This window comes from Streptomyces sp. S6 (assembly GCF_054880855.1).
Genome location: NZ_JBTYMC010000004.1, coordinates 34,049 through 50,553, shown reverse-complemented (window position 1 = coordinate 50,553; position 16,505 = coordinate 34,049). Strand labels below are relative to the sequence as shown.

The 16,505-nt window shown below is 71.3% G+C and carries 15 protein-coding genes and 1 pseudogene; 3 read left to right on the top strand and 13 right to left on the bottom strand.

Features of this window, described 5'->3' with window-relative positions; translation table 11 throughout:
- Window positions 1–14: 14 nt before the first annotated feature.
- The 3 genes from ACVNF4_RS01140 to ACVNF4_RS01130 form a co-directional block, all read right to left on the bottom strand.
- Entirely contained in the window at window positions 15–308 is a 294-nt protein-coding gene (locus ACVNF4_RS01140; RefSeq protein ID WP_461800710.1) for a hypothetical protein, read from the bottom strand.
- Between the two features lie 121 nt (window positions 309–429).
- Window positions 430–1,080: a TetR/AcrR family transcriptional regulator gene (locus ACVNF4_RS01135; protein ID WP_461800709.1), complete on the bottom strand. Its 651-nt coding sequence runs from the start codon at window positions 1,078–1,080 to the stop codon at window positions 430–432.
- A 59-nt stretch (window positions 1,081–1,139) separates the two neighbouring features.
- Window positions 1,140–2,078 (bottom strand): AurF N-oxygenase family protein, encoded by a 939-nt coding sequence (locus tag ACVNF4_RS01130; RefSeq protein WP_461800708.1) that lies wholly within the window; start codon window positions 2,076–2,078, stop codon window positions 1,140–1,142.
- Window positions 2,079–2,165: 87 nt separating this feature from the next.
- Here ACVNF4_RS01130 and ACVNF4_RS01125 point away from each other — a divergent pair, with 87 nt between their 5' ends.
- A complete protein-coding gene (locus ACVNF4_RS01125) occupies window positions 2,166–3,068 on the top strand; it encodes a hypothetical protein (protein ID WP_461800707.1) in 903 nt (300 codons plus the stop codon).
- Between the two features lie 68 nt (window positions 3,069–3,136).
- Here the strand turns inward: ACVNF4_RS01125 and ACVNF4_RS01120 are convergent, their stop codons facing one another.
- The 7 genes from ACVNF4_RS01120 to ACVNF4_RS01090 all read right to left on the bottom strand — a co-directional run bounded on the left by ACVNF4_RS01120 (window position 3,137) and on the right by ACVNF4_RS01090 (window position 9,796).
- On the bottom strand, window positions 3,137–3,634 hold the full coding sequence (locus ACVNF4_RS01120; RefSeq protein WP_461800706.1) for a DUF3291 domain-containing protein: 498 nt from the start codon (window positions 3,632–3,634) through the stop codon (window positions 3,137–3,139).
- Window positions 3,635–3,678: 44 nt separating this feature from the next.
- Window positions 3,679–5,136, bottom strand: coding sequence for a peptidoglycan D,D-transpeptidase FtsI family protein (locus tag ACVNF4_RS01115; RefSeq protein ID WP_461800724.1), 1,458 nt, complete (start codon window positions 5,134–5,136; stop codon window positions 3,679–3,681).
- Between the two features lie 14 nt (window positions 5,137–5,150).
- Entirely contained in the window at window positions 5,151–6,488 is a 1,338-nt protein-coding gene (locus ACVNF4_RS01110; RefSeq protein ID WP_461800705.1) for an FtsW/RodA/SpoVE family cell cycle protein, read from the bottom strand.
- A 41-nt stretch (window positions 6,489–6,529) separates the two neighbouring features.
- Window positions 6,530–6,889: an SH3 domain-containing protein gene (locus ACVNF4_RS01105; RefSeq protein WP_461800704.1), complete on the bottom strand. Its 360-nt coding sequence runs from the start codon at window positions 6,887–6,889 to the stop codon at window positions 6,530–6,532.
- A 75-nt stretch (window positions 6,890–6,964) separates the two neighbouring features.
- On the bottom strand, window positions 6,965–8,233 hold the full coding sequence (locus ACVNF4_RS01100) for an ATP-binding protein (protein WP_461800703.1): 1,269 nt from the start codon (window positions 8,231–8,233) through the stop codon (window positions 6,965–6,967).
- Window positions 8,230–9,075 (bottom strand): hypothetical protein, encoded by an 846-nt coding sequence (locus tag ACVNF4_RS01095; RefSeq protein WP_461800702.1) that lies wholly within the window; start codon window positions 9,073–9,075, stop codon window positions 8,230–8,232. The genes ACVNF4_RS01100 and ACVNF4_RS01095 overlap by 4 nt, the downstream gene beginning before the upstream one ends.
- Before the next feature lie 214 nt (window positions 9,076–9,289).
- On the bottom strand, window positions 9,290–9,796 hold the full coding sequence (locus ACVNF4_RS01090; RefSeq protein WP_461800701.1) for a protein-tyrosine phosphatase family protein: 507 nt from the start codon (window positions 9,794–9,796) through the stop codon (window positions 9,290–9,292).
- 160 nt (window positions 9,797–9,956) lie between these two features.
- On the opposite strand from ACVNF4_RS01090, the gene ACVNF4_RS01085 reads away from it, so the two are divergent.
- Window positions 9,957–10,760, top strand: coding sequence for a nuclease-related domain-containing protein (locus ACVNF4_RS01085; protein WP_461800700.1), 804 nt, complete (start codon window positions 9,957–9,959; stop codon window positions 10,758–10,760).
- 34 nt (window positions 10,761–10,794) lie between these two features.
- Here ACVNF4_RS01085 and ligD read toward each other — a convergent pair whose 3' ends face one another.
- Entirely contained in the window at window positions 10,795–11,676 is an 882-nt protein-coding gene (gene ligD, locus ACVNF4_RS01080) for a non-homologous end-joining DNA ligase (RefSeq protein WP_461800699.1), read from the bottom strand.
- A 52-nt stretch (window positions 11,677–11,728) separates the two neighbouring features.
- On the opposite strand from ligD, the pseudogene ku reads away from it, so the two are divergent.
- Window positions 11,729–12,607 (top strand): annotated as a pseudogene (gene ku, locus ACVNF4_RS01075) (non-homologous end joining protein Ku); the annotation flags it as partial.
- A gap of 3 nt (window positions 12,608–12,610) precedes the next feature.
- On the opposite strand, the gene ACVNF4_RS01070 reads toward ku, so the two are convergent.
- Window positions 12,611–12,835, bottom strand: coding sequence for a hypothetical protein (locus ACVNF4_RS01070; RefSeq protein ID WP_461800698.1), 225 nt, complete (start codon window positions 12,833–12,835; stop codon window positions 12,611–12,613).
- Window positions 12,836–13,130: 295 nt separating this feature from the next.
- Window positions 13,131–16,307, bottom strand: coding sequence for a DNRLRE domain-containing protein (locus ACVNF4_RS01065; protein WP_461800697.1), 3,177 nt, complete (start codon window positions 16,305–16,307; stop codon window positions 13,131–13,133).
- Window positions 16,308–16,505: the final 198 nt, after the last annotated feature.

Here is a 16,505-nt window from a genome sequence, read left to right as displayed (position 1 = left end):
GGGCCGATGATCAGCTAATTTTCCGTGCCCTCCTCGCGGGGCCGCGGCTTCGACCAGGGCCAGCGCGGCTTCGCCGGACCCCCCTTGCCGTCCGGGTCGAACGCGTACTTCCAGCCCGTCGGGACCCCGAGGCGCTTGCTGTGGCCGCGCGGGACCCGCCGGTAGACGAGGACCGTCGGGGGGCCGCCCGCGCTGTCGGGGACGGGGATGCGGTACGTCTTCGGGGGATGGCCGGTCGGGCCCAGGAGGACGGGGAGGGTCCGGCCGTCCATGGGGCCGCCCTCGAAGGGGGTCTGCTGGCTCTTCACGGGACCAGTCTCCGGTACGGGGGTGGTGGGGGCGCGCGGTGGTCGTGGGCGCGCTGCCGGTGTTCGGGTGCGCCCCCTAAGGGACGCGCTGCCTCAGGGACGCCCCTCAGGGATGCCCCCCTCAGGCCCGCTCCGCCAGCCCGCCGAGCAGTTCCGCCGTCTGCGGGTCGCGGCTCGCGGTGACGGTGAGGACCGCCACGAACTGGTCGACCAGCCAGTCCCGCAGCTCCTCGGCGGGCGGCTGCTTCCCCTCGTCGAGCCAGATCAGGGAGGCCGCCTCGACGGCGGTGATCCACATCCGGACGGTCATCCGAAGGCGGGGGCCCGGGTCGGCGACGTCGAGATGGCTGTAGATGTGCTCGGCGGCGGCCCGGCGCACCCCGTCGACCGTCGCCGTCGTCCGGGAGGTCTCGACGACGCTGCCGCCCTGGAGCAGCGCGCTGAACCCGGTGCCGTGCTCGTCGACGAAGCCGAGGTAGCGGTCCAGGGCGCGGCCGAGGCGGGTGAGGAGGGGGCCGTCGTGCGGCTCGTCGAAGCAGTGCCGCAGCTCTTCGGCTGCCGACCGCAGCGCCGCCTCGTACAGTTGCTGCTTCCCGCCGGGGAAGTACCGGTAGACGAGCGGCCGGGAGACCCCCGCCGCCTCCGCGACGTCGTCGAGCGAGACGTCCTCGGGGGCGCGGTGCGCGAAGAGCGTGAGCGCGGAGTCGAGGAGCTGACTGCGCCGCTCCTCGACACTGAGACGGCGGTAGGCGGGGACGGCGGGGGGCGGCATGACGTGCAGCGTAACCGCTGGGACCGGACCGTGGCCCTCCGGTACTACGGGGGTGACCCTTAGGCCAGCAGCCCCGACGACCGCCACAGCCGGCGCCCCACACCCCGTAGTACCCCGATGTCGTCGAGGAACTCGGTCAGCTTCCCGGCGCCCTTCTGTATGACCTCCCGCCGGTGCCCGCTCGCCTTGACCTGCGCGACGGCCTCCCGCTGGTCGAGCCCGACGTTGGCGTACACCTCGGGGTTGACGAAGGCGACGGAGAACACGCGGGCGAACTCCCCGGACGTCACGCGGGTGAACTCCTGCGACCAGCGCGGCGCGGTGAGCATCTGGCGGCGCAACTCCTCGCGGGCGTACCGCACATGCCGCGCCTCCTCGACGACGTGGATCCGGGTGACCCCGCGGATCAGCGGCTGGACGCGCTCGTCCGGGAACGTGAGGCGCTGCATCCAGTCGAGCACCTCCTCGCCGAGGAGCGTCGCCGTGAACGAACCCGGCGTCGTCGAGATCGTCTTGAAGACCCGGCCGAGGTTGTGGTGCGCGCGGCTCACCGGGTACCAGGGGGTGTCACCCCGGGTGACGAGCCGGGCGAACATCTTGGAGTGCCGGCACTCGTCCTCGATCTCGGTGAGGGCGTACCGCACGTGCGCGCTCGTCGCCGCCTTGTCGTAGATGTGCCGGACCAGCAGCTGCATGAGGATCAGCTCGAACCAGATGCCGAGCGAGGCGAGGGCGGCGGCCTCGTGCCGGGAGAGCAGGATGCGCTGCTCCTCGCTCATCCGCCGCCACATCGGGGTGTCGTACAGGGACAGCAGCTCCGGCGGCCAGAACCACTTGCCGTCCTCGAAGGGGGCGTCCCAGTCCAGCTCCTTGTCCGGGTCGAACGAGTGCTTCGCGGAGGAGGCCAGGAGCCGTTCGGCCACCTGCTCGCGGTCCTTGAGCAGGCCGAGCGCGTCCCGCAGACCGTCAACGGCGTCGGTATCGGTCAGGGTCGTCATGGCGCTTATGAGACCGCTTGTCAGCAAGGCCGTCAATCCCCCGTGCGGAACTTCGTCGTCCTCCCCCGCTTGGAGTACGGTTCTGGCGTGTCCACGCCTCCACCGCCCCCGGGTCCCTACGGGCCGCCGAACCCCTACGGGCAGCCGCCCGCCGCTCCCGGGCCCTACGGGCAGCCGCCCGCGTACGGAGGCGCCGCCCCCTACGGGCCGCCGCAGCAGGCCCCTTACGGGGTGCAGTCGCCCTACGGCCAACCCCCTCAGGGTCAACCCCCCTACGGCCAGCCTCCCCAGGGTCAACCCCCCTACGGCCAGTCCCCTTACGGGCAACCCTGGGGTGCCCCGGTCCCGCCGCCCCCGCGCAGGCGGCGTCTCGGCCTCGTCCTCGGGATCATCGCCTCCGCCCTCGTCCTGCTCATCGTCGCCGTCGTCTCCCTCGTCTTCGTCAGCGGCTCCGACAAGGGGTTCCCCGAGGCCAGGTACAAACTGACGCTGCCGACGACGCTGCTCGACGGGGAGTACCGGTTCGGCGAGGACATGTCGCAGACCCTCGGCGAGCAGATCGAGAGCGAGAGCGGCGCCTGGAACGCGCGCGACGTCAAGGCGGTCGTGGGACGGTACGACGCGAGCGCCGGCCGGACCAAGGGTGGCCTGGTCGTCTCCGGGATGTACGGCCGTTTCAAGGACACCGCGGCCTCCCGCAAGAGCATGATGAAGGGCGTCGGCGAGGCCGAGAACACGTCCATCGCAGTAGCTCCCAAGGACTACAACCTGCCCGGCGCCGATCTCACGATCACCTGCGAGATCGCGGTCCAGGAGCGGCTCGGCACCAAACTCACCTACCCCGTCTGCGCCTGGGTCGACGGCAACACGGGCGCGACGGTCGCCGAGGTCTCACCCGAGTCGCTCGCCCAGAAGGTGGAGGACGTCGACCTGGAGGCGGCGGCACGGACGACGCTGAAGGTCCGCGAGGAACTCCGGAAGCCGATCTGACCCCCACCCGCACACCCCGGTGGCCGATCCGCCCCGCCTCTCACACCCCACCCCTCACACCCCGCCTCTCACACCCCGCACCCCAACCCCTCCGGCACCTCTCCCGCCACCGCCTCGCGCACCCCCGCCGCGAACGACGTCCGCAGCGTGAACGCGTACGGCGTGGGTCCGTTCGCGCGCAGGTGCAGCAGCCGTGCCTCCGCCTCCGCGACGGTCGGCCGATGTCCCGCCGGCACCCACCACAGCACGGCCATCGCCTCCACGGCCTTCTGAAACCACTCCCGCCGCCGCTGGAGCAACTCCCGGTGCCGCCCTCGGTACATGAACGCGGTCAGCGCGTCGGTGTCCTGCCAGACCGACATGTTGATGATGAGCCAGCGGTCCCCGAAGACCTCGATGCCGGTGGCGTCACCGTCGTCGGACTGGAGCCTCCAGACGAACCCCGGTGCGGCGTCCGCGACTGCGTTGACCGGGTCCAGAGCGTCGACGAAGTCCTTCAACTCCGGTGAGTCCAAGGGGAACTTGAGGCGGGCGATGTTCACCTGGGCGAGTTCGTGGGAGGTCATGGCCGAACGTTAGGTCGGGGTCCCCGTCCCCGGCACCCCCCGTCTCACGACGTGAGCACCGCCTCCATCACCGCCCGCGCGATCGGCGCCGCGACGTCCCCGCCGGTGATGTCGCCCCGGTCGGCCGAGCCGTCCTCGACGACCACGGCGACCGCCACGCGGGGCTCGGGATCCCGCTCGCCCTGCGCCCAGGACACGAACCAGGCATACGGGGTACCGGAGTTGCCCACGCCGTGCTGTGCGGTGCCGGTCTTGCCGCCGACGACGGCGCCGGGGATCGCGGCGTTGGTGCCGGTCCCCTCCCGCACCACGCCTTCCATGAGTTCCCGCAGCCGAAGGGCGGTTGACGGATGCATCGCCTGCCGCACCGGACGCGACCCGGCCGTCGACATCGTCATCCCACCCCTCCGTGTCGTCCGCTCCACGAGGTACGGCGTCCGCACCTGCCCCCCGTTCGCGACGGCCGCCGCGACCGTCGCCATCTGGAGCGGCGTCGCCCGCGTGTTGTACTGCCCGATGGACGACAGCGCCAACTGGGCTTGATCCACGGTCCGGTCGAAGGTGCTCGGCGCCACCGCGAACGGGATCCGCACGCCCGGGTCGTTGAACCCGAACGCCTCCGCCGTCGCCACCATGTTCCGCACCCCCACGCTCACCCCGAGCTTCGCGAACACCGTGTTGCAGGACCACTCGAAGGCGGCCCGCAACGGCGCGTCCTCACACCCCGGCCCCTCGTTCGTGAGGCTCGTCGTCGTCCCCGGCAGCGTGTAGGGCGCGGGCGAATCGGTGGGCGCGTCAAGGTCGTTGACGACACCGGCGTCCAACGCGGCAGCCGCGGTCACCACTTTGAAGGTCGACCCCGGCGGATACGTCTGCCGTACCGCCCTGTTGAGCATCGGCTGATCGGGATCACCGTTCAGCCGCGCCCACGCCCGCCGCACGGCCGCCCCGTTCCCGGAGAGCGCGGCCGGGTCGTACGACGGCGTCGACACCAGCGCCAACACCCGCCCCGTGGACGGCTCGACGGCAGCCACCGCGCCCTTCCGGTTCCCGAGGCCCTCGAACGCGGCGCGCTGCGCACGGCGGTCGATGGTCGTCACGACCCGCCCGCCGGGCGGGCGGGCGCGCGTCACGCCGTTCAGGATCGGGAACGCCGACAACGACGGGTCGGTGCCGGAGAGCACGGCGTCCTCGCTGTGCTCCAGGAGCGTCGTCCCGTACTGCTGCGACGAGAACCCCGTCACCGGCGCGTACAACGGCCCGTCCCGGTACGTCCGTTCATAGCGCAGCTGCTCCCCGCTGTCCCGGGAGCCGGTGACGGGGGCGCCGCCGACGAGGATGTCGCCGCGCGGGGCCGCGTAACGGGCAATGGCGGTACGGCGGTTGGCGGGGTTGCCGTCGTACGACGGGGACTGCACGACCTGCACGCGGGCCGCGTTGACCAGCAGGGCCAGCAGCAGGAGGCAGGAGAAGACGGCGGCGTGCCGGATGTGCCGGGTCATGCGCGGATCGCTCTTCACCGCTCCCCCTTCCGCGCCACGTGGCTCAGCCGGATCAGCAGCGCCACGATCACCCAGTTGGTCACCACCGACGAACCGCCCTGCGCGAGGAACGGCATCGCCATGCCCGTCAGCGGGATCAGCCCGGTGACGCCGCCCGCGATGACGAACACCTGGAGCGCGACGATCGCCGAGAGCCCGACGGCCAGCAGCCGCCCGAACGGGTCGCGCAGCGCGAGGCCCGCGCGGTAACCGCGTTCCACCAGCAGGCCGTAGAGCAGGAAGAGCGCAGACAAGCCCGCGAGGCCCAGCTCCTCGCCGGCCGTCGCGAGGATGAAGTCGGACTTCGCGGCGAAGCCGATCAGGACGGAGTGGCCGAGCCCGAGGCCGGTGCCGAGGACGCCGCCCGCCGCGAACGAGAAGAGGGACTGGGCGAGTTGGTTCGGTCCGAGACCCGCGTCGATCGACGCGAACGGGTGCAGCCAGTCCTCGACCCGGCTGTGCACATGGGGCTCCAGCGCGCTGACGGCCGCCGCGCCGAACGCCGCGAGCAGCAGGCCGACCGCGATCCAGCCGGTGCGCCCGGTGGCGACGTACAGCATCACGACGAACAGCCCGAAGAACAACAGCGAGGTGCCCAGGTCGCGTTCGAGGATCAGGACGCCGACACTGATCAGCCAGATAGCGACGATCGGCCCCAGGACACGGCCAGTTGGGAGCTGCATGAACCAGATCCTGCGGCCCGCGTAGGCGAGCGCCGTGCGGTTGTCCGCGAGGTACGCCGCGAAGAACACCGCCAGCAGCACCTTCGCGAACTCGCCCGGCTGGATGGAGAATCCGGCGATCCTGATCCAGATCCGGGCCCCGTTGACGGCCGGGAACAGCACCGGGAGCGTCAGCAGCGCGAGGGCGGCGGCGACACTGACGTACGCGTACCGCTTCAGGACCCGGTGGTCGCGCAGCGCCAGGACGACGAGTGTGAAGAGGGCGACTCCCGAGGCGGACCAGATGAGTTGGGCGGGCGCCGCGCGGTCGCCCGGGGTCTCCAGGTCGAGCCGGTGGATGAGGACCAGGCCGATGCCGTTGAGGAGTACGCCGATCGGCAGGAGCAGCGGGTCCGCGTACGGCGCGCGCAGCCGGACCGCGAGGTGCGCGCAGAGCGCGAGCACCCCGAGCCCGGCGCCGTAACCCGCGGCGCCGGGCGGCACCGAGCCGCTCTTCGCAAGCCCCACGGCGCAGTAGCCCGACACGCAGAGCAGGACGGCGACGACGAGCAGGGCCAGTTCGAGGCCGCGGCGCCGGGGGAGCCGTACGGCCGCGTCGGCCGCGGCGATTCCGATACCGGCGCTCGTCATGTCCGGAACCTACCCAAATGGTGCTCCTTGTGAGCCTGGCGCTAGCACCAGCGCGGCGCCGGGCCGATGTTGTCGATGTACCGCGCGGCACCCCACGCCCAGGTGCCGTCCGTCAGCAGGTACCAGAGCGGGTTGCTGTCGACCGTGTCCCCGGGGGTCTTGCAGAAGATCGACACGATCTCCCCCTTGGGGGCCACTCGGATGACCTCGCTGCCTCGCGTGGGCTTGGAGTGCAGCCGCAGCCCGCCGTTCGCCGTCACGACGCCCTTGTAGAGGCGCGGATTGTCGTGATGGTGGTGGTGTCCCCAGTCGTCGTTCGCGGCGGCCGGTACGACGGCGGCGGCGAGCGCGAGGGCGGCGGTGGCGCCGGCTATGCCGAGACGGGCGAGGGTGGAGCGCATGGCGGTTCCTCCGGGAGAGAGGGGGAGAAAGCTGACTAACCGCCACGTTAGGGGTGAAGGGGTAGGGGATGCCCCTTAAGTTGCGCCACTAGGGGACGCCCCCGAGGGCAGCGTCAGGGTGGCGACCGCCCCGCCGTCCGGCGCGTTGCCGAACGCCAGCCGCGCGCCCAGCGCCTCCGCCTGCCCCACCGCGATCGTCAGTCCCAGCCCGTGCCCCCGCGCCCCGCCCTCGGTGCGGAACCGCTGCGGCCCGTGCAGCACCAGGTACTCCGGGTACCCCCCACCGTGGTCCCGGACCGACACCACCGGCCCGTCCACCGTCACCACCACCGGCCCCGCCCCGTGCCGGTGCGCGTTCGACACCAGGTTCCCGAGCACCCGCTCCAGCCGCCGCCGGTCCGTCTCCACGACCCTGTCCTGTACGACGACGACGTCCGCCGCCGCACCCGAAGCCGCCACGACCCGGTGCGCCAGCGCGCCCAACTCCACCGCACCCAGGTCGAGTCGCTCCTTCCCGGTGTCCAGCCGGGAGATCTCCAGCAGGTCCTCCGTGAGCGTCCGCAGCGCGGCGACCCGGTCGCGGACCAGCTCCGTAGGGCGGCCCGGCGGCAGCAGTTCCGCCGCCGCGTGCAGGCCGGTGAGAGGGGTGCGCAGCTCGTGCGCGACGTCCGCCGTGAAGCGCTGTTCGCTCAGCAGCTTGCCCTGGAGCGACGACGCCATCCGGTCCAGCGCCGACGCCACCGCCGCGACCTCGTCCTGCCGGGACTCCCTCGCGAGGGGGTCGTCCACCCGGGCGTCCAGATCGCCCGCGCTGATCCGGCGGGCGACCTGCGCGGTCGCCTGGAGCCGACGGGTCACGCGGGCCACGGCCACCGCGCCGACCAGCAGCGTCACGCCGATCGCGAGGCCCGACGACCACAGGATCGCGTTGTCCAGCGCCTCGATCGTGCGGGCCTGCTGGCCGTACTCGACGGCGACGGCCAGCGCCTTGCCGCCGGCCGCCGGGCCCGCCGCCCACATCAGGGGGCGGCCCCGGTGCTCGGCGACCATCGTCCCCCGCTCACCCGCCGCCGCCAGCGCCTTCAGCTCCCGGGGGAGCCCGGCCGGGTCCACCCCGGCGTTCGGCGACAGCGCGTCGCCCGCCTCGTACGCGTCCGTCGCCTCCGCGAGCCTCGACAGTGCGACGCTCCTCGACTGGCCGACCGTCTGGTTCGTCACCTGGACGTGCACGAGGATGCCCAGCATCGTCGCCAGCCCGCAGCACATCACCGTGATGAACGCCGCGGTCTTGAAGGCGAGAGTGCGGGTCCAGCGGGGGTTGCGGATGAGGCGCGGGGGGCTCATCCGGACAACCCTGACGCCCCGTACACCCCGTACACCCCAGGTACGACGTCCGACGTGCCCGCCGCGGGGGAGTACGAGGAGTACGAGGGGCGGGGCGTCGCGGACGGGAGCGGCTGAGGGGTGGTGGACGGGTGGGTCACGGACGGGGCGCCACGGCGTTTGCCGCTCGGCATGCGGCGGCCGTCCGTGCGGAGCATCTCGTCGTGGGTGAGGAGCATCGCCTTCTGCTCCGGGTCCCAGGTCCACTGGAGGCGGTACTCGTAGTCCGCGAGGTCCGAGGGCGAGCGGATGATCACCGACCGCCCGGCCAGCTCCACCGCGCTGACCGCGTCCTCCCAGGACATGACCTGCACGAGCCGGTGCGATTCGACGGTGTAGACGCGGACGGCGGTGAGGTCGCCGGGGTGCAGCCGGAACCCGAGGGTGAGGTCGGGTTTCCCGTCCCCGGTCAGGTCCCGGTAGTACGGCTGGAGTACGGGGCACTCGCCCTTCCCGGGCGTGCCGCACCTGTCCATCAGCCGCCCGGTGTCCCGGTACGGCGCCTTCGCGCCCGCGTAGTCGCTCGGGTCGGAGGCGATCTCCGCGCGGACGACCGCCACCGGGTCCACCCGGCGGATGTCGTCCCCCGGCACGGTGATCCCCTTGACCACCCGCGTCTCCGCCTCGTCCAGATCCCACGCCGGGCTCGACGCCGGCTTGATCTGCGGCCACAGCCGCTCCGGGCTGTTCGCGACCGCCGTCGGCCCCGCCCCCCGCACCCCACCGGCGTCACCGCACCCCACTCCCGCCGCCGCCAACAGCACGACGACGAGCGCGAGACGAAGACGCCGGGCGAGACTCAAGGGACTCCTGTGGGCCGAACGGAACACTGATCCCGTTCACCTTATTCGTGCGGAAGTCCTTTTTGCGTACCGGGCTGGACCAAGGGATGGGCAAGAGGGGGGTACTACGGGGGTGACAGGGCCGGGATTTGTAGGGATTTAGTCGTGAGTATTCGGGTGGGGAAGTGAAGGGTGTGAAGAGAGGAAGAAGAAGGCGAAACGATTACTCACCCCTTCACTCGGCCAGCTCCTCCAGTAACCGGGCCGTCGGCAACCCCGCCCGCAGGTACTCGACGAACAACTCGTTGTGCAGAGCCCAGGGCGACCGCCGCCCCCGGATCAGCCGGATCGCCTCCTCCGCCCCGTACCCCCGAAGTCCCAGCGCGTGGGCGACGACGAGGCCGGAGCGGTTGTAGCCGTGGTAGCAGCGGACCAGCACCCGCCGCCCCTCGTCGAGCGCCTCGCTGGCCGCGCGGGCGAGCCGGATGACGCCGGCGAGCTGGGTACCGTCGAGAGGGCCGTCCGGGATGTCCCAGACGTGGTGCTCGACGGTGGAGCCGGGACCGTACCCCGGCAGGCGCAGCAGCGTCTGCACCAGGTCGAACTGATCGCGTACGACGGCCCGTTCCACCTGCCCGGAACGGCCCCGGAACTCGTGCCCGCCCATCCACAGGCCGGGGACGATCTCGTTCCACGGGCTGTCGGGGGCCGGTACATCGGGCTGCTTCCTGCGGGTCCGCAACAACGCCTCCCCAACGCGCGCTCACCGGAATCTGCCTCGGAGGTATTACGGGACGTGTGCAAGGGATCTGCCAGTGGCCTGCCCAACTCGCGCCAAAGGTAACCGCCTTCTTGCCCCTGGCGTACCGCTCCTGTTCCCATGGTCCATGGGGTGATGGTGCATGACGGGACTGCGCGTCGTACCGACCTGGCGCCACGGCCAGGAACGGCTCTACGTCTGCCTGACCGACGGACGGAACATCGCCTGGTACGACCGTGAGGCGGCCAGGGTCAACCTGCTGAGCGACGACAGCAGAGCGGACGTCATGACGGCGCTCGCCCCGTTCCTCACCGGCCCGGTCACGGTCGGCCCGCCCCCCGTCCCCACCCCCGCCGAACTGGCGCTCCTCTCCCTCCACCCGGACGACGACCTCGCCCCCAACCGCCCCGGCGAGGCCCTCCTCGTCGCCCTCGACCGCACCCCGCCGACCGGCTCCCGCCTGCGCCCGGACCCCCGGCGCCGGGCCCTGGCCGCCGAGCAGACCGTCGGCGACGCGCTCGACGCCCTCGACGGCGCCGGCTGGCACACCCTGCACTCGGTGCCCCTGCCCGGCGGCGACCGCCTCCACCACCTCGCGATCGGCCCCGCCGGCCTCTACGCCGTCCACACCGTGTACGCCCGCAAGGTGCGCGTCATCGTCGCCGACCCCATGGTCACCCTGGGCCGCCGCGACGCCCAGCCCCTCCTGCGCCGGGTCCGCGCGGACGCGGCGAGGGCGTCGTACGCGCTGACCGCCGAGGTACGGCCCGTCCTCGCGGTCGTCGGCGCGAGCGAGGTACGGGTGACGGCTCCCCTGCGGGAGGTACGGGTCCTACGGGACGACGCGCTGCCCGAGCTGGGGCGGCAGGGCGGGGTGCTGAAACCGGCCGATGTGGAGGCGCTGCACGCGATGGCCCGGGACCGGGGGACGTGGGGGAAGGTATGAGGGGCGGGGGGACCGGAGGGGTACGGGGCGTCACCTAGGGGACCCGGCCCGCCCGGTCCGCGTCGAACAGTGGGGCCAGTAGATCCCCGTACTCCGCCACCCGTCGGACGACGTCTCCCGCGCGGAACGCGAGACCACCGCCGTCGGATCCGGCCGCCACCTCCGCCCAGCGCACCGGCGTCGAGGCCGTGGCCGTCGGGCGGGCGCGGAGGGTGTACGGGGCGGCGGTCGTCTTGCGGGCGGCGTTCTGGCTCCAGTCGACGAAGACCTTGCCGGGGCGCAGACCCCGGTTCATGCGGTGGACGACGAGATCCGGCAGCGCCGTCTCCGCCTCGACGGCGAGCCGCTTGGCGTACTCGCTCACCCGTTCGGACGACGCGTCGCGCACCGCCGCCAGGAGGTGCAGCCCCTTCGCGCCGGACGTCTTCACGAACGCCTCGATCCCGTCCGCCGCGAGCCGCTCCCGCAGCCACAGCGCGACCCGGCAGCACTCGGCGACGCTCGCGGGCGGGCCGGGGTCGAGGTCGAGGACCAGCCGGTCGGCGAGGTCGGGCCGCAGCACCGTCCACTGGTGCGTGTGGAACTCGGCGACCAGGTTCGCCGCCCACATCAGGCTCGCCAGGTCCTGGACGACGACCATCCGCGCAGCCCCGTCCGACCGCGTGACCTGCGCCTTCGTGACCCACTCGGGGGTGCCCGGCGGGACGTTCTTCGTGAAGAAGACCTGGCCCGCCGCGCCGTCCGGGTAGCGCAGGAACGAGACGGCGCGGTCCCGCAGGTGCGGCAGCAGGACGTCCGAGATCGTCGCGTAGTAGTGCAGCACCTCGCCCTTGGTGAACCCGTCCGCCGGGTACAGCACCTTCTCCAGGTTGCTGAGCGCGAGCCGCCGGCCGTCCACGGAGGTGATGGGCGTCATAGGATAAGAATCCCGCAAAACGGAGATTATCGGGATGGAAAGGAAGCGAACCGTGCGATCCATATGGAACGGCGCGATCTCCTTCGGGTTGGTCAGCATCCCGATCAAGCTCGTCAACGCCACCGAGAGCCACTCCGTCTCCTTCCGCCAGATCCACACCGAGGACGGCGGCCGGATCCGCTACCGCAAGGTCTGCGAACTGGAGGACCGCGAGGTGGAGACGGCCGAGATCGGCAAGGGGTACGAGGAGGCCGACGGCACGATCGTCCCCATCACCGACGACGACCTCTCCCACCTCCCCCTCCCCACCGCCCGCACCATCGAGATCGTCGCCTTCGTCCCGGCCGACCGGATCGACCCCCTCCAGATGGACACGGCGTACTACCTCGCGGCGGCCGGCGTCCCCGCCGCGAAGCCGTACACGCTGCTGCGCGAGGCGTTGAAGCGCAGCAACCGCGTCGCCGTCGCCAAGTACGCGCTGCGGGGCCGTGAACGCCTCGGCATGCTGCGCGTCGTCGGCGACGCGATCGCCATGCACGGCCTGCTCTGGCCCGACGAGGTCCGGGTTCCCGAAGGTGTCGCCCCCGAGACCGAAGTCACCATCCGGCCCGAGGAGTTGGACCTCGCGGACGTCCTCATGGACACCCTCGGCGAGGTCGACCTCGCCGACCTCCACGACGAATACCGGGAAGCGCTGGAGGAGTTGATCGCCGCGAAGTCCTCCGGCGAGACCCCTGCGGAGACGCCCGCCGCCCCCGCCTCCGGCAAGGTCCTCGACCTCATGGCCGCGCTGGAGAAGAGCGTCAACGCCGCGAAGGCGTCCCGGGGTGAGGAGGCCGAGGTCCGCCAACTCCCCGAGCGCACACCGAAGAAGACGGCGCCGAAGAAGAAGGCCACGGCGAAGAAGACGACACCCCGCAAGCGAACGGCCTGATCACGCCCGCCCGTTCAGTCTCCTGCGCCCCCACACGAGACACCCCCACCTGGCCACCGCCCCCACCCCCAACGCGACGATCACCGCACCCCAGTCGATGACATGCGGCAACCCTGGGAAGAACGCGAAGAACCCCAGCCCGGCCACAACTCCCCCCACAAACCCCCCGACCCCGACCCACCGCAACCACGCCTCCCGCCGCTCCTCGCCCACAACACCCCTCACTTCGTCACGTGATGACACTGACTCACCCGCCGCACGCCACTTACGTAGAGATGCGCGCACGCCTTGTACTCGAACGTCCGCACGGGTGTCGCCCCCACGGCGGTCGCATGCACCGTCCCCGGAACAACCCGGATGAGCAGAGAACGGTTACTTGGCGGGTCGGTGATCACTGTGACGAGTGAGCGTGAGCGTCTCGGCTGTGCGCCCCCGGCACGAGGTGGGCCCGGCTGCGTCTCCCTCCCAGGAAGCAGCCGGGCCCGCGTCGGGTGCGCTGTGGGTCACCCCGAAGCATGGATCAGCTCATGGACCTCACCGTCCGCCAGTCCGTCGACAGCACCACCTTCACCGCCGCGTTCGTGTTGGTCCGCGACGGATAGTAGATCCGCATCTGCCCGTCGACCGCGGACCGCGCCCAGATGTCGGGGACGCCGTCGCCGTTGACGTCGGGGATGCCGAGGGCGGTGGAGACGGCGGACTCGGCCCAGCCGGTGCCGTAGGCGACGTCCTGGCCGCTGAGGGAGCTGGAGCCCACCTTGAGGGATTCGAGGTCGACGCTGCCGGTGACGGAACCGGGCTTGCCGTGGCGGACGTACATGTTCCCGTTGTCGAGGTTGCGCCACAGCATGTCGGGCGTCTTGTCGCCGTTGACGTCGGCGATGTTGACGATGTCGCGCCGGGCCCACGCGTCGGTGTTCATCATCGTGGCCGTCTGGAACTTCGCCCCGGTGTACCCGGAGAGGACCCAGAAGGAGGTGCCGGAGCGCAGGACGAGGTCCGGGAGCCGGTCGCCGGTGATGTCGCCGACGGCCCTGATCTGGGTCCAGGTCGAGGGCGCGGGCGCGTCGGCGGGCAGGATGACCCGGATGCGCTTGTCGATGTTGAAACTGCCGTACCCGTCCCCGGGGTAGAGCCAGAGGACCCCGTCGGGGGAGACCGCGAACAGGTCGGAGACGCCGTCACCCGGGTACGCGTCGGAGTAGTGGCTGATCAGCGCGGCCTTGTTCGTCGCCGGGTCGTACCAGTGGCCGGCGGGGTGCAGCTCTCCGCCGGACCTGTACGACGCGGCCATGCACCCCTGGAGTTCACCGGCCGGCAGACCGACGCAGGTGAGGAGCTTGCCGTCGCCGTTCACCAGGACGATGTCGGGCAGCGCGTCGCCGTTGACGTCACCGGGGGCGTCTCCCGAGTCACGGGGCGGGACGTAGAAGCCGTAGTTGGTGACCACGCTCTGGTTGTTGGCCGCGTCGATGGCGTACACGTTCAGCCAGTTGATGCCGGCGTGCTGGGGTTTCAGCGCCGTGTCGGTGAACGTGTCCACGACCGTCTCGTCGATCTTTTTCTTGACCGCGTCGGCGGTCTTCCACCACAACCCCTCGATGCCGTACCGGAACTTCACCGCACCCGGCGATGTGAAGGTGACGGCCCCGGTGTTCCCGAACTTCTCCTTCGCCCAGGTCTGTCCGTCGTCCGTGGCCTCGGGAAACACGTCGCTCTCCACCGTCGGCGGCGGCGGAGCCGACCCGTCGACGGTCACCGTGCACCGGCTCCCGCTGGTCGGGAAGTAGTCGGAGACCAGCCCACCGGAGTCCTCGGCGCGGACGTCCCAGAAGTAGACACCCTTGTCGACGAGGTTGGCGGCGGAGATGGTGAACGTCGCCCTTCCGCTGGACAGGCTGGTGACGAGGGCGCCCGCCGGGACGGCGGCGCCGGACTTCCACATCCGGAAGCGCAGCCCCTTGAGGTTGCCGTCCGGGTCGGAGGACTTGGCGGACAGGACGACGTTGGTCTTGCCGATCGTCGCCCCCGCCTTGGTGGTGTTGCAGGCGTTGCCCGGGGTGCTCGTCACGCTGCTCGGGACGGCCGGCGGGCGGTTGTACTCGACGTCTATGACCGCCGAGTCCGCCCTGAACTTGCGCCAGGTCTGGGTGTCGCGTTTATTGGTCGGGCGCATCCCCAGCGTGATGCTCGACCAGCCGTTGTCAGCGCCCTTCTGCGCGGCGGCTCTCACGTCGAAATCCACGAATTTGTCAGGGCAGTTGCCGGATTTCCAGCCGTGCGCGAACGACGCCCGGTCGATCTCGGTCGTCCAGGCGGGCGGCTTCCGCCACGTCGTGCCCGACGAGATCGCGCCCGTCAGCCAGAGCTGGAACTCCCGCTTCTCACACGACCAGGAGTGATTGTTGAGCACCTTGAACTTCGCGGACGTGATCTTCGCGCCCTTCAGGCTGCTGCTGTACTTCATGCGCCAGAACGAATGAGCGGTGCCGCCGGTGTCCTTCTCGTGGCCCACCCGCGCTTCGGGTGTGCCGTCGTTGTAGTTGACGCCGTTCCAGAAGCTGGCGTTGGGATGCGGCTCGTAGGCTATGGTCCAGTTCAGCGTGCCCGGGTGGATCGTCGGGTCGACGAACACCGGGAAGCGGGCCTGCGGGTCGCTGAGCAGCCCGGTCGCACCCGCCTTCACCTCAAGCCGCGCCGTCCCCGTGCCCTCCCCGGTCAGCGCCATGGGCGCCGGGGCCTGCCGTGAACCCGGCTCGATGCCGTTCAGCCCGGACAGGGCCAGCACCTCCTCCGGCGTCGCGACGGAGTCGCCCGGCGCGTCCGGGTCCTGCGGCAGCTCCGGGTCACGCCCGCTGGAGTCCCACGCGAACGGCGTCGGCACGGAACCGACCTCCGCGCCGGAGGAGTCCGCGATCAGCACGCGCTGCGCCGACGCGTCGGACTTGAAGACGGCCGTGGACGACTTCAGCCCGTACGACAGCGACGCGAGTGCCGGATTCGCCGCCGCCTCACGGGTCTTGACGATGAGGAGCTGGGCGAAACCGCCCTCCGCGCGGGCGACCATCAGCAGGTCGACGCCGGGCAGCACCTCGGAGTACAGCGCGCGCTGACCGCTCAGCACCGGCTCGGGCAACTCCCCGGGCCAGGTGTAGGAGATGACGTGGCCCTGGATGACGGTCTGGGCCAACACGGTTTCCGTGGACGATTTCTGACGAGCCGTCAGTGAGCTGCGCGCGTACGACCGGTCGGCCCTGTCCTGCCGGGTGCCGGCGGAGAACGTCAGCGGAACCACCGGGTTGGCGGGGCGGACGCCGTCGGCGGTCCGGTGGAGCCGGTTGTCGATCGGCGCCCACCGTCCCTCGGCGTTCTTCGCGCGCCGGGGGAGCGCCGCGGACTCGGTGCGCATCCGCCCGTCCGGCAGCGCCCATGTCATCCCGGTGGCGGTGGTCGCCGTGTCGACGACCACCGCCTTCCCGGTACGCCGGGACTCGGCCACGGCCGCGGCTTCGTCACGGGGGCCGACCTCGGCCTTCCGGGCCTCGGTCGGCTTGCGGGCAGCGGGAGTTGATGAGTCGTCGCCACTCCACCAGGGCAGCAGAGCGGCGATCACGGCGGCCAGGACCAGGCCGAGGGCGAAGGTCAGCCGGGTGCGGGTGCGCACGAAGGGGCTGAGAAAGCGAGGCGGCGCGGGCACGACGGTCTACTCCCCGTGGGAACCAGGACGGATGGAGACATGGGCGCGGACACGATCACACGGTTCTCACCGTTCGTCCATGAATGAAAATTTTATAAACCCGTGATGGAGGCTTGGTGAGGGCTTTACCGGCGGGATTTGTGTCCGATCGGTGACGTTCCGTTGCGAAATTGCCTGTGGCGTACATCTCAAAGGGAC